At 62.2% G+C, this 13,480-nt stretch carries 9 protein-coding genes; 4 read left to right on the top strand and 5 right to left on the bottom strand.

Annotated elements, in window-relative coordinates; all coding sequences use genetic code 11:
• Window positions 1-222 precede the first annotated feature (222 nt).
• From AC1RKI_RS29500 to AC1RKI_RS29490, 3 genes are all read left to right on the top strand, one after another.
• Window positions 223-2,910 (top strand): excinuclease ABC subunit UvrA, encoded by a 2,688-nt coding sequence (locus tag AC1RKI_RS29500; protein WP_492798368.1) that lies wholly within the window; start codon window positions 223-225, stop codon window positions 2,908-2,910.
• A gap of 221 nt (window positions 2,911-3,131) precedes the next feature.
• Complete coding sequence (locus tag AC1RKI_RS29495) at window positions 3,132-3,818, top strand: heavy metal response regulator transcription factor (protein WP_061955179.1); 687 nt, start codon at window positions 3,132-3,134, stop codon at window positions 3,816-3,818.
• Window positions 3,815-5,167, top strand: a complete 1,353-nt coding sequence (locus tag AC1RKI_RS29490) for a heavy metal sensor histidine kinase (RefSeq protein ID WP_492798366.1) — start codon at window positions 3,815-3,817, stop codon at window positions 5,165-5,167. Before AC1RKI_RS29495 ends, AC1RKI_RS29490 begins: the two co-directional genes overlap by 4 nt.
• 35 nt (window positions 5,168-5,202) lie before the next feature.
• Here AC1RKI_RS29490 and AC1RKI_RS29485 read toward each other — a convergent pair whose 3' ends face one another.
• From AC1RKI_RS29485 to AC1RKI_RS29470, 4 genes are all read right to left on the bottom strand, one after another.
• Entirely contained in the window at window positions 5,203-8,313 is a 3,111-nt protein-coding gene (locus AC1RKI_RS29485) for an efflux RND transporter permease subunit (RefSeq protein WP_492798364.1), read from the bottom strand.
• 1 nt (window position 8,314) lies between these two features.
• Window positions 8,315-9,487, bottom strand: coding sequence for an efflux RND transporter periplasmic adaptor subunit (locus AC1RKI_RS29480; protein ID WP_492798362.1), 1,173 nt, complete (start codon window positions 9,485-9,487; stop codon window positions 8,315-8,317).
• A 292-nt stretch (window positions 9,488-9,779) separates the two neighbouring features.
• Window positions 9,780-10,487 carry a pirin family protein gene (locus AC1RKI_RS29475; RefSeq protein WP_492798360.1) on the bottom strand — a complete coding sequence of 236 codons (708 nt, stop codon included), beginning with the start codon at window positions 10,485-10,487 and terminating at the stop codon, window positions 9,780-9,782.
• Between the two features lie 84 nt (window positions 10,488-10,571).
• Window positions 10,572-11,336, bottom strand: coding sequence for an SDR family NAD(P)-dependent oxidoreductase (locus AC1RKI_RS29470; RefSeq protein ID WP_061955169.1), 765 nt, complete (start codon window positions 11,334-11,336; stop codon window positions 10,572-10,574).
• A gap of 144 nt (window positions 11,337-11,480) precedes the next feature.
• Here AC1RKI_RS29470 and AC1RKI_RS29465 point away from each other — a divergent pair, with 144 nt between their 5' ends.
• Window positions 11,481-12,398, top strand: coding sequence for a LysR family transcriptional regulator (locus AC1RKI_RS29465; RefSeq protein ID WP_492798358.1), 918 nt, complete (start codon window positions 11,481-11,483; stop codon window positions 12,396-12,398).
• 71 nt (window positions 12,399-12,469) lie between these two features.
• On the opposite strand, the gene AC1RKI_RS29460 is transcribed toward AC1RKI_RS29465, so the two are convergent.
• Entirely contained in the window at window positions 12,470-12,868 is a 399-nt protein-coding gene (locus AC1RKI_RS29460) for a VOC family protein (protein ID WP_492798356.1), read from the bottom strand.
• Window positions 12,869-13,480 lie beyond the last annotated feature (612 nt).

Raw genomic sequence — 13,480 nt, 5'->3', positions numbered from 1 at the left:
GAGACGTATTGGCACGCTTACTGCGTGCTGAGGACCCGTCAGCGCACTGCCTCCTTTGTGGAGACGCACGCGCGGGAGAGCGCGGAATAAGCGGCTGACGGCGCCATGGCTGCCGGCGAGCGAGTAAGCTTCAAGCACGTAGATTCCGCCGGGAATATTTGCAAGATCGACGGTCCCGAACGAGCGTAGCGAATATGCCCCCAATCGATACGAGCCCATCGCATGAACGATGAAGACCGCCAGCGCGCATTGATACCCGACGACACGTTGCCCGCCCCGGCGAGCGGCTGGGCAGACAACTTCGTCCGCGTGCGGGGCGCGCGCGTGCACAATCTCAAGAACGTGGATGTCGATATCCCACGCAACGCGTTGGTGGTATTTACCGGCGTGTCAGGTTCCGGCAAGTCGTCCCTGGCATTCGGCACGCTCTACGCGGAAGCCCAGCGGCGTTACTTCGAATCCGTTGCCCCCTATGCCAGAAGGTTGATCGAGCAGGTCGGCGTGCCGGAGGTGGATGCGATCGAAGGGCTGCCGCCTGCAGTGGCGCTGCAGCAGCAGCGCGGCACGCCGAATGCACGCTCCACCGTGGCTAGCGTCGCCACGCTGGGAAGTCTCGTCCGCATGCTCTATTCGCGTGCGGGCACCTATCCGCCCCGGCAGCCGATGCTGTACGCGGAGGACTTTTCGCCTAACACGGTCGAGGGCGCCTGCCCCACGTGTCATGGTCTGGGGCGCATCTATGACGTCACCGAGCAGTCGATGGTGCCCGACGATTCCTTGTCGATACGCGAGCGCGCGATTGCTGCTTGGCCGCCCGCATGGCACGGGCAGAACTTGCGCGACATCCTGGTCACGCTCGGCTACGACGTGGACAAGCCGTGGCGCGAACTGCCGAAGAAAGATCGTGACTGGATCCTGTTTACCGACGAGCAACCCACGGTGCCGGTGTACGCAGGATTTACGCCCAAGGAGGTACGCGCGGCGCTCAAGCGCAAGCTGGAGCCCAGCTACCAGGGCACGTTCACGGGCGCCCGTCGCTACGTCTTGCAGACCTTTGCCACGACGCAGAGCGCGCTGATGAAGAAGCGGGTTGCACAGTACATGATCGGGCGCGAATGCCCGACATGTCACGGCAAGCGCCTCAAAAAGGAAGCGTTGTCAGTGACGTTTGCGGGCATGGACATCGGCGAGTTCGCGAAACTGCCTCTTGGCCGCGTGGCGGAGATCATGCGCCCGATTGCGCACGGAGAATGGGCCAGCCCGGAGACCGCACCCGGCGCGGTGCTGAGCACGAAGGCGATGCGCGCCGCCACGGCGCGGCGTGTCGCGGCGGGCGGATCCGCGCACAAGGCGGCGCCCGACGTGCGACGCACGCCTAACCTTTCCGACGAAAAGCGGCTGGCTGCGCAGCGCATTGGGGAAGAGCTGGTGGAACGGCTTTCCACGCTCATCGATCTCGGCCTGGGCTATCTTTCGCTGGACCGCAGCACGCCGACGCTCTCATCGGGCGAATTGCAACGGTTGCGGCTGGCCACGCAGTTGTCTTCCCAACTGTTCGGCGTGGTCTATGTGCTCGACGAGCCATCGGCGGGGCTGCATCCTGCCGATGGCGAAGCGCTGCTGGTGGCATTGCGACGATTGAAGGCGGCTGGCAACTCGCTGTTCGTGGTCGAACACGACACGCAGACCATGCGACACGCAGACTGGATCGTAGACGTAGGGCCAGCAGCGGGCGAAGGCGGCGGGCACGTGCTCTACAGCGGGCCGCTTGACGGACTTGCCGCGGTGGATAGATCGCTTACCGCGGCCTATCTGTTTGGCGAGCAGCACGTATCGCCACGAAAGCCCCGCGACCCGGCAGGCTGGCTCAAGCTCGTGAATGTTTCTCGCAACAATCTCCATAAGATCGACGGCGCGATACCTTTGGGCTGTTTTGTGGCAGTGACGGGCGTCTCGGGGTCCGGGAAATCGAGCCTGATCAGCCAGGCCCTCCCGGAGCTGGTGAACCGGCATCTCGGCCGCACAAACGACAGCGATGCCGACGAGGAACGCGATCCGTTGTTCGCCGTCACGGACGCGCCAATTACGGGGCGTGTCGCGGGTGACACCGAAACGGTGCGCCGTCTGGTGCGCGTCGATCAGAAGCCGATTGGGCGCACGCCTCGATCGAATCTGGCCACCTATACCGGCCTGTTCGATCATGTACGCAAGCTATTTGCCGACACCCCCGCTGCGCGCAAACGACGCTATACGCCGGGACGCTTCTCCTTCAACGTGGCCCAGGGCCGTTGCCCGACATGCGAAGGCGAGGGCTTTGTCAGCGTTGAGCTGCTGTTTCTGCCCAGCGTGTATGCACCGTGTACCGTTTGCCACGGCACGCGCTACCAGGCGCAGACGCTGGAAATTACCTGGCAGGGGAGGAATATCGCCGAGATCCTCGACCTGACCGTCGATGCGGCATGCGAAGTCTTTGCGAACGAACCGCCGGTGATGCGATCGCTGAAGGCATTGCGCGACATCGGACTGGGATACCTGCGATTGGGGCAGCCAGCCACCGAACTGTCGGGTGGCGAGGCACAACGGATCAAGCTGGCCACCGAGCTGCAACGCGCCCAGCGCGGCGACACGCTCTACGTGCTGGACGAACCGACCAACGGCCTGCATCCGGCTGATGTGGACCGCCTGCTCGTGCAACTTCAGGAACTGGTGGATGCGGGTAACACCGTAGTCGTTGTCGAGCACGACATGCGCGTCGTGGCCCAGGCGGACTGGGTGATCGACATGGGTCCCGGCGCCGGGGAAGAGGGCGGCCGCATCGTGGCTTGCGGCCGTCCTACCGAGATCACAGGCGCGGCGTCGAGTCGCACTGGGGAATATCTGGCAAAGGCTTTGGGTCGATCGGGGCCGTGACGCGAGCACCCTTGCTTAAGGAACGGCAATTTTTCATCCAGATTTTTGCCTGGATGGCACAGATATTATTCCCATCGCTCATTTCATGACGTCGGCGGAAGGGTTAGTCTTCCGACCCTACGCCACGCTGTTGCCGGCCTGACCGAATTGTCATTCAGCGCCTATCAGATTTCTGTTAGAAACGATGTCCGGAACTGCGATTCCTATTGAAGAGACATCAAATGAAAATTCTGATTGTCGAAGACGAAATCAAGACAGCGGACTACTTGCGCAAAGGTTTGACAGAGAGCGGCTGCGTCGTCGATGTGGCAAACAATGGCATCGATGGCAGGCATCTGGCGGTGCAGAACGAATACGATGCGATTGTGCTTGACGTCATGCTTCCCGGTATCGATGGATTCGCCGTGCTGGAAGCGCTCAAGGCCTGCCGACAGACACCGGTGATCATGCTGACCGCGCGTGACAGGATCGAAGACCGCGTGAAAGGGCTGCAAGCGGGCGCCGATGACTACTTGATCAAGCCCTTTTCATTCCTGGAACTGCAGGCACGATTGCATGTGCTGGTCCGACGTGGCAGGCCGCAGGAAATGGTGCAGCTTCAAATCGCGGACCTCCATGTGGATCTGTTGGCGCGCAAGGCTTATCGCGGCAACGTCCGGCTCGATTTGACCGCCAAGGAATTCAATTTGCTCACCACGCTGGGCAGGCGCAAGGGAAAAATCCTGTCGAAGACAGAGATTGCGGAACTGGTTTGGGATATGAACTTTGACAGTCATACCAACGTGGTCGAGGTTGCGATCAAGCGGCTGCGGGACAAGATCGATGGACCGTATGACAACAAGCTGCTACATACCATTCGTGGCATGGGATACGTTCTGGAATCTCGGATCAACGATGTGACGCAATGATCCGCTCGATTGCATTCCGGCTCTCGTTGCTGTTCGGTCTGGTCGGCCTTTTAGTGTTTGCGCTTTCCGGCATCGCCCTGTATCAAGGACTCCGTCATACGCTGGACCGGCAATTGGAAAGCGACCTGCGCGCGAAGCTGGAGGTGGTCCAGAATCTCGTCGACAAAGTGCAGTCAGTCGAGCAGTGGGGCGAGTTGCGCGAAACGCTGACGATGTTGACCACCACGGATGGAAACACCCGATTCTGGATTTCCTGCAAGGATCCGTCCCTGAATTATGGGAAGAACTTTCCATCCGCGCTTCATACGCCAGGCGACAGCCGCATCAAGCAATGGGTGCTGGATGATCCGCGGCACCCGCTCAGAACCCTCGGGAAAATGCTGAAACCCCTGGTGGACCATCCCGAGATCCATCTGGTGGTGGGGGTCAGCACGACGCCGATAGCAGAGACGATGCACGCTTTCGCCGTGGGGCTGACGATCATCTGTTTATGCGGCATCGTACTGGTCAGCGGACTCGGCTACTGGGTGGCGCGCGTTGGACTGCATCCGGTAGCGCAACTGTCTGCTTCCGCGCAGGCACTCAGCGCGAGCAATCGGTCTCAACGTTTGCACCTCGTTCCGGCAGTCAGTGAGCTGACGCCGTTGGTCTCATCGTTCAATGGTGCGCTAGACCGGCTTGAATCAGCCTACGCGCAGCTGGAAGGCTTCAGCGCCGATGTGGCACACGAGTTGCGCACACCAATAGGAAACATGCTCGGCGCCACGCAGGTCATGCTCACGCGCGAACGCAGCGCGGCAGATCTGCGCGATGTCTTGCAGTCAAATCTCGAAGAGCTCGAACGTCTGCGTGCCATCGTCAATGACATGCTGTTTTTGGCCCGAGCGGACCAGGGAGAGGCGGCACAAACATTGAGGCAGACCAGGCTGTCCGACGAAGTGAAAAAGACGGTTGAATTCCTGGCGCCATTGATCGACGAGAAGGCGTTAACGGTTCAAACAAACGGAGACGTTGAAGCACTGGTGGACCAAGCGCTGTTCCGGCGAGCGATGACCAACCTGCTGCACAACGCTATCCAGTACTCGTCCCCCGGGTCCGATGTGCGTGTAACGATGCGGGCGGGCGGCGAGGGCGCTGAAATTGCGGTGTCGAACGTGGGTACCCAAATCGCAACGGAGCACCTGAATCGTTTGTTCGACCGCTTCTACCGCATCGACTCATCGCGAGCGAGCGGTGCAGACAGCCACGGCCTCGGCCTCGCGATCGTGAAGGCGATAGCACACATGCATGGCGGCACCGTTTTCGCCAGCAGTAGCGAAGGCATCAACACCTTTGGTATGAGAATTTGAGCCAGTATGTTTGCTCCTCGTGCCTTGCCGTCGCACTATTCCGTGGCTATTGATGTCTGCTGCGATGGCACGGGTTTCCGACGGTAGCGCGATAGCCTGTCAAGTCCCAGGTAGACCACTGGCGTGCTGAAGAGCGTCAGCATCTGGCTCAACAACAAGCCCCCGACCACGGCCACGCCGAGCGGCTGGCGCAGCTCCGCGCCGGTGCCAACGCCGAGCATTAGCGGTACGGCGCCGAGCAACGCTGCCAACGTGGTCATCATGATGGGACGAAAGCGTGTGAGCGCGGCCTCATAGATGGCCTGTCCAGGACTGATACTGCGCGCGCGCCGCGCTTCGAGCGCAAAATCGATAAGCAGGATGCCGTTCTTCTTGACGATGCCGATCAGCAGGATCACGCCGATCAGCGCCATGATCGAGAAGTCAAAGCCGCCGAGCCACAGGAAGGCGAGCGCGCCAATGGCGGCCGACGGCAACGTGGACAGGATGGTGAGCGGATGGACCAGGCTCTCGTACAGGACCCCGAGGATCAGGTACACGGCGAGCAGCGCGGCCAGGATCAGTCCCGCCTGACCAGCCAGCGCTTCCTGGAATGCCTGCGCAGAACCGAGGAATGTGCCCTGGATTGAGGCGGGCATGCCGATGCGCCGACGTATCTCATCGATCCGCGTCACGGCGTCGCCGAGCGGCGCTCCCGGCGCCAGGTTGAACGATATGTTCACGGCGGGCAACAAGCCGTGGTGCAGGATCGAAACCGGCCCGGCCCTTGGCGCGGCGATGGTGACGATGGCCGACAGCGGCACCATTTCGCCGGAAACGGGCGAGCGCAGGCGCAGCGATTGAAGCGTCTCGATATTGCCCCGGCCGTCGCCGTCCACTTCCAGTACCACCTGGTACTGGTTGGTATCGGTCTGGAATTCATTGATCTGGCGCTGGCCGAATGCGTTGTATAGCGCCTCGTCGACATCGCTTGCGGTAAGACCTAGACGCGCGGCAGCTGCGCGATCAATTTGCAGATGAATGACATTGGCGCCAAGCTGGAGATCGCTGGACAAGTCTCGGTAAAGAGGCTCCTTCTGTAGTGCAGCGACCAGGCGCTGCGACCATGCGTACAGGTCGCCCGTATCGTTCGCCTTCAACACATATTGATACTGGGCGCGCGGCTGGCCCGCGCCGATGTTGATGTCCTGCGCGGCGCGCAGGAAGAGCTGGATGCCGGGAATGGCGGCCAGCTTGGGCCGCAGCCGATCGATCAGCGCACTAGCGGAAACATCGCGGTCCGAGCGGTCCTTGAGCACGATCCAGAAGCGCCCGTTGGCCAGTGTCTGACTGCCACCGGTCATGCCCACTGACTGGGTGACCGTGAGCACGGCAGGATCGGCACGGATAACGTCGGTCAGCGCACGGTGCTTCTCAAGCATGGCTGTGTATGGCACATCGGCGGCAGCCTGGGAGGTGCCTACGATAAACGCCGTGTCCTGCAGCGGAAAAAAGCCCTTTGGCATCAGCACGAAGCCGGCTGCACTGAGGCATACGGTGATGCCGAACACGCCCAGCATCAGGCCTTGTCGGCGCAGGCACCAGCGCAGTCCAGTGGCGTATCGCTGCACCAGCCATGCGGACAGCCGGGACTCCTTGAACTCAACGCCATGCGCACTCCGCCGCATGCCCACCGCAGCCAGCGATGGTGCCAGCGTCAGTGAAATGACCACCGAGATCAGGATGGCCACGGCAGAGGTCAGCGCGAACTCGCGGAACAGTCTGCCGACCACGCCGGACATGAACAGGAGCGGAATGAACACCGCTATCAGTGACAGGCTGATTGTTGAAATGGTCGAGCCGACTTCTTCTACACCGCGCAGCGCGGCTTGTCGCATGCTCAGGCCGGCTTCCTGGTAGCGATGAATGTTCTCGATCACGACAATGGCGTCATCGACGATAAATCCCACCGCCACCACCACAGCGACGAGTGTCAGGTTGTTCAGGCTGAAACCCATCACGTACATGGCCGCAAAGGTGCCCGCCAGGGACACGACCAGCACCGCCGCGACGACCAGTGTGGCAGCCAACTGGCGCAGGAACAGCGCCATCACGCCGACTACCAACGCGATGGTGATCAGCAGTGTCAACTCGACCTCGTGCAGGGACGCGCGAATGGTGCGGGTGCGGTTGTTGGTGATCTCGACTTGAATGGCCGCGGGCAGCGCTGCGCGCAGGGCAGGGAGCGCGCGTGAGATGCGGTCATATGTGGCGACGATGTTGGCGCCCGGTTGGCGCATGATCGACAAGGCGACACCTGGCCGGCCGTTGGGAAACGCGTTCACATAGGCATCCTCCGGGCCCAGCGTGACCTGTGCCACATCCTTCAGGTATACCGGGCTGCCTCCGCGCCAGGCCACCACGAGGTCGCCGTAGGCGCCCGGCTCGAGCAACTGGCCGTTGGTGTGGAGCGTGCTCACGCGCGTGTTGCCATACAGGGCGCCTTTCGGCGCATTGCGGCTGGCGGCGCGTACGGCGGCGCGGATGTCCGCCAGCGTCAGGCCAATGCCCGCGAGCGCCACGGGCGACGCCTGCACGCGAATCGCCGGTCTGCGCAGGCCGGTGGTCGTGATCATTCCCACGCCGGGCAATTGGCCGAGTTCGCGCACCAGAACACGTTCGGCATAGTCGCTGACCTCGGTCAGCGACAGCGAGTCGGAATGCACGCCAATGATCGCGACCGGGCTGTCGGCTGGGTTGACCTTGCGCCAGGTCGGCATGGACGGCATGTCAGGCGGCAACCTGCTGCTAGCGCGGTTGATCGCCGCCTGTACCTCCTGCACGGCGCTGTCGAGCCGTGTATCCAGCGTGAATTGGAGGACGATGCTGGCCGATCCCAACGCGCTGGTTGAGGTCATCTCCGCAATGCCGGGTATCGCACTGAACTGGACCTCAAGCGGGGTGGCGACTGACGACGCTATGGTGTCGGGACTGGCTCCGGGCAGTAGCGCGTTGACCTGGATGGTTGGCACTTCCACCTCGGGAAGCGGTGCGACGGGCAACTGGAAGTAGCTGACGACGCCCAGCAAAACCAGCGCTATGGCGAGCAAGACGGTGCCGATCGGATGATCGACGAACCAGCGATAAAGGGTGGCGCGTTCTGTCACGTCAGATTCTCGCCTTCGTGGTGGCAATTGGAACGGTCACGCGCGCGCCAGGGCGCAGACGCGACTGTCCGTCCGATACCAGTTGGTCGCCGGCGGTCACACCCTCGATCACGACTTGCTGCCGGTCCTGGTAGAGGACGTTGACCGGTACGATTTCCACTGTGCTGTCTTGCTTCAGGCGGAACACATACGGTTTGTCCTGCTCGCCGTAGCGGAGCACCGCAGGCGTGGCAACCAGCGCGTCGCGCAGAATTCCCGTCTGCAGATGCACGGTCACGAACTGGCCAGGCCAGAGCTGACCAGCACTGTTATCGAACTCAGCCTTGACGCGTACCGCGCCATTGCCTGCTCCCACGCGGCTGTCGATCACCAGCAGTCGACCGTGCGCGACGGGCGCCCCGGCTTGGCGAGATATCGCTTGCACACTGGCCGGCTTGTCTGCGTGAATCAGACTCTGTAGGACAGGAAGCGCCGACTGCGGCATGGCGAACTCCACCGTTATCGGTGTGATCTGCGTGACTGAGAACAGCCCCTCGGTGTCATTCATCCGGACCAGATTCCCTTCATCGACATTGCGCAAACCGACCCGTCCAGAAATGGGCGAGCGTATCCGCGTGTAAGACAGCCGCACTTCCTCGGCGGCTATCGCGGCGCGGTTGCCTTGCGCAGTCGCCCGAAGCTGTTCCACCAAGGCGAGTTGCCGTTCGAGTGTCTGGCGCGGGATAGCGTCGTCGCCGATCAAAGTCTGGTAGCGCTTCAGATCCAGTTCTGCTATCCGCAGTTGTGCCTGGGTCATCTCCAGCGTGGCACGGGCTTGCTTGAGTGCCGCCTGGATAGGGCGGTCGTCCAGGGACGCCAGCAACTCCCCCTTTGTGACCTGCTGACCCTCGACCACATGGAGGCCTGTGAGATGGCCATCGATTTGCGCCCGTACCACGACGTCGCGCAGCGAACGTACCGTGCCGACACTCTCCGCCTGGCGCGGCACATCGCGAACCTCCACGCGAGACAGCAGTACGGGAACGGGTGGCGGCAACGCAGCGGGCGCGGGCGACCGGCTCGATTGGCTGCGCTTGGCCAGGCCCAGCGTGCCGAGCAGGATCAGTGCGAGGGCGGAGAACGCCAGCGCCGCGCGACGCGAGCGGAGGGCGATCGGGAGGGTCGACAATTGCATTTTGGGCAGGCCATTGCGGGCATGAGTCGTTAGCCAGCAACTTATAACGGAAGCCCGCTGACGCTACGCTGACGTCACGTTGACAGTTGTGATGGGCGGCGGCCAGCGCGTGGCGATGTGAACGATGTAGGCGGATATCGCCGGATCGCCACGCGGGATATGCGTCGGGTTCCTACCGCAAAAACTGCGATACAGAGCTACCAAACCGAGTCTTGCGGAAAGCGCGGAAACGCGGAAAGCGCGGAAACCAAGGAGGAATGTCGTCGCGCCCGACCCAGACGGCACGATATTTCTACCGCAAAAGCTCGACTATCACGACATCGGTGTCATCTCGCGCAACGATCGTAAGCTGCGCTTCATCGCTGACGACGACGCCATCGCGCGGCGCGAGCCGGACCGGCCCTACGTCAACCCGACCATGATCGGCAACCAGATACGCCGAACCTGACGTTGACAACCTGTGATGCACCACCGTGCCTTCGCGTAGCGTGGCGATGCGCACACGCGCGTCGGCATTGACTGGAAGCGCCCCCGCGCACACATCTTCTGGGTCGCCACTCGCCAGTGTGACGAAGCGACCTTCGCGACAACCGCGCGAACAGATACGTGCCCCCCAACGCGGCGTGCCACCCGGCGTACGCGGATGCAGCCAGATCTGGAATAGCAGCGCTGGCACATCCCCCTCGTTGCGCTCGGTATGATGGATCGCGGCGCCCGCACTGATCGTCTGCACGGAATCGGCAACGAGCCGCGCGCGATTGCCCGCGTCGTCTTCATACGTGATCGCACCCGAACGCACCCACGTCACGATCTCCACGCCGCGGTGAGCATGGAGGTCGAAGCCCGAGTGCGGCGCGAACGCATCGTCGTTCCACACGTAGAGCGCGCCGAGCGGCGTATGGTCGGCGCGTCCGCATTCGCCGAAGCGGAAATGCAGTCGCGTATCGAGCCAGTCGCGTCTCACTGCGCCAAGCGAAAGGTACGGACGATGTTCGAACATGACGTGTATCCGCTCAAGCCGCGCGTACGCGCGTCGGGCGTGGATGCGATCGGCGAAGACCGCATCCACGCCCTTGGGCTGCGCTTAGATCTGCTGCTGCCCGCCATCGACAAACAACTCGATGCCGTTCACAAAGCTCGCGTCGTCGGACGCAAGGAACAGCGCAGCGCTCGCGATCTCGCCGGGCTCGCCGAGGCGCCCCATGGGGATCTGGGCAGCCAGGTAATCGGCAAGACCCTGGCGTTGGGCTGCATCGTCACCGGCGAGGTCGAGCAGGCCGGGCGTGCGCGTCGCACCCGGGCTGATTGTATTCACGCGGATGCGGCGATCCTTCAGATCGAGAATCCAGCTGCGTACGAAGGCGCGCACCGCAGCTTTCGAGGCCGAATACACGCTGAATGCAGCCGTGCCCGCGCTGCCTGCCGTTGAACCGGTAAGAATCACCGACGCTCCCTCGGCGAGCAGCGGCAACGCTTTTTGCACCGTAAAGAGCACGCCCTTCACATTGCGATCAAAGGTGTCGTCGTAGTGTTCTTCGGTGATGCTGCCAAGCGGCAGCATCGTACCGCCGCCAGCGTTCGCGAACAGCACGTGCAGATGCCCCTGTTCTTCCTTGATTTGCGCGTAGAGCGCGTCGAGTTCACCCAGCTTTGTGGAATCGACACGTACCCCCGTCGCATTTCCGCCTGCTTCGCGGATGCTCTTCACCGCGGCATCCAGTTCGGCCTGACGGCGGCCGGTGAGGTAGACGTGTGCGCCTTCTGCCGCGAAACGCTGCGCGGTGGCAAGGCCGATGCCGCTGGTTGCGCCGGTAACGAGTGCAATTTTGTTGTCGAGCTTGCGTGCCATGGTGCTTCTCCTTTCGTTTGGTAAATGGATGACTGCGTTCGGTGTTGCGTGCTGCGATGTAAGGAGAATATCGACGCCCAGAGCTTTTCGAAATAGAATTGATTGCAATCCAACGTTGCAAAAATGAAAAGATGAGAGAGGGAAATGGCGAAGCTGCCTGATTTCGAAGGACTTGCCATGTTCGCGAAGGTCGCCGAGGAAGGATCGTTCGCGGCAGCGGCGCGCGCGATGGGCGTGTCGGTGGCGACGGTCTCGCGCGGCGTGGCCCGTCTCGAAGACCGGCTGGGCGCGCGGCTCTTCAACCGTACGTCGCGCCAGCTCTCGCTCACCGAGTTCGGCCGGACGATCTGCGAGAAGGCAGGGGAGATCTACCGTCAGGCCGAAGAAGCAGAAAGCGCCGCGCGTGAGATGTCGGTGCAGCCGCGCGGACTGGTGCGGCTGGCTGTACCGATGTCGTTCGGGCTGCGCTGGGTCGCGCCCCTGTTGCCCGCGTTCTTTCGCGCGTACCCGGAGGTGTCGATCGACCTGCATCTTTCGGATGCGTCGGTCGATCTGGTTGCCGATGGATTTGACGCCGCACTGCGCATTGCCGCGCTGCCTGATTCGTCGCTGGTGGCGCGTCGCCTGTGCGCGGTGACACAATTCGTGGTTGCGTCGCCCGCGTACCTGAAGCGCGAAGGGCGGCCCGCGCATCCGCGTGAACTGGCGGACCGGCCATGCCTTTCATACGCGTATCGCGCGCGCAGCGATGTGTGGCGCTTCACGAACGCTGCGGGCGAGGAAGAGCCGGTCATGCCGACCGGTCCGTTGCGCGTAACGAATTCCGATGCGCTGCTTCCCACGCTGCTCGACGGCCTGGCAATCGCCGAGCTGCCCGAATTCATCGCCGGCGAATATCTGGCCGACGGCCGCCTCGAAGCGGTCCTCACCGACTGGTCGCTGACGAAGGGCGGTCTTTACTTCGTCACGCCATCGGCGCGCGCACGTCCTGCAAAGGTGGCCGCGCTGTCCGACTATTTCGCGGAGCATCTCTCGGAGCCGTCATGGCGATGGCCAAAGTAACGCGTTGGCGAGGTTGAGCCCACTGGCGGGATGGCGGAACATCATTGCGGTTTTGCAATGATGGGTCCAGGCTAATCCGCTGCCGGGGTGTGACAACAAACGCAAATCTTATTTCCGTCGGGGTCGCGAAAGTACGCGCCATAGTAGTGTGCGTGGTACTGGGGCCGCGGGCCAGGTGCTCCTTCGCAGGACCCGCCATTTGCCAGCGCGCTGGCATGCACCTTGTCGACAGTGCGGCGATCGGGAGCAAGCAACGCGACCATCTGGCCATTTCCACAACGTGCAGGATTTCCATCATATGGCGTGCCGATCAGGAATAGCGGGCGCGGGGCGTCTGCCGCCATCCAGCCTGCCATAGGGGTATCTCTCTCGCAGAACTTCAGCGTCAGGCCGATTTCTTCCATCACGGCCAAATAGAATTTGAAGGCACGGTCAAAGTCGGTAATGCCAACGAAAACGTGTGAAATCATCTCGATCTTCCCGGAATGTGAACAGTACTATTGAGCATCATAACGGCGTCCGTCATTTCGGAGTTTCAGTCGCGTCGCTCGCGCATTGAACGCCCGATATCGGTGAATTCCGAGGGCTGCTCAGGGTCGCAAGGCCGCGCCCGGCGCTTCAAGTTGTCCCTGCAGGCGATGAACCCGGTCGACTACCGGCACCGCTTGGGAATCGGAAACTGAATCAGTCCAAGAAATCGTCCGCACCCCGGAACCGGACATTACAACTTTGCCGCTACATCTCTTGTCTAGGCTTTGCTCAAATGTCGTAGGGCTGGCCAGATCCAGATGTCGGCACGGGCGTGCGATTTGTGCGGGGTTGAATGCTTGCTGTGGGGGTGAGGGTGGGGCGGTAGTGCTGGCCGGCAGCGGTCGAGTCCGGATGCAGGGTGGGGCGCATGCAGATTGCCTCCGCGGCGCCGGCGTCGACGGATAGCTGGTAGCTACCAGATACTGGCGGGGGAGACCAGCCGCCGAAGTTGTCCGACGCCGTGACCGTCGCAGAACGACCGAGGGTGTGTGAAAACGCCTTAGTTCAGCTCGCCGAAAGTCTAGGGACGTACCTAGGCCACGTTGGGCGCG

The sequence above is a fragment of the Cupriavidus sp. GW822-FHT06G04 genome (assembly GCF_058799075.1).
This window is presented reverse-complemented; position numbering and strand designations above follow the sequence as displayed.

Coding starts and splice junctions, on each gene's coding strand:
- AC1RKI_RS29500 (WP_492798368.1), top strand. CDS start 223: ATGAACGATGAAGACCGCCAGCGCGCATTGATACCCGACGACACGTTG.
- AC1RKI_RS29495 (WP_061955179.1), top strand. CDS start 3,132: ATGAAAATTCTGATTGTCGAAGACGAAATCAAGACAGCGGACTACTTG.
- AC1RKI_RS29490 (WP_492798366.1), top strand. CDS start 3,815: ATGATCCGCTCGATTGCATTCCGGCTCTCGTTGCTGTTCGGTCTGGTC.
- AC1RKI_RS29480 (WP_492798362.1), bottom strand. CDS start 9,487: ATGCAATTGTCGACCCTCCCGATCGCCCTCCGCTCGCGTCGCGCGGCG.
- AC1RKI_RS29475 (WP_492798360.1), bottom strand. CDS start 10,487: ATGTTCGAACATCGTCCGTACCTTTCGCTTGGCGCAGTGAGACGCGAC.
- AC1RKI_RS29470 (WP_061955169.1), bottom strand. CDS start 11,336: ATGGCACGCAAGCTCGACAACAAAATTGCACTCGTTACCGGCGCAACC.
- AC1RKI_RS29465 (WP_492798358.1), top strand. CDS start 11,481: ATGGCGAAGCTGCCTGATTTCGAAGGACTTGCCATGTTCGCGAAGGTC.
- AC1RKI_RS29460 (WP_492798356.1), bottom strand. CDS start 12,868: ATGATTTCACACGTTTTCGTTGGCATTACCGACTTTGACCGTGCCTTC.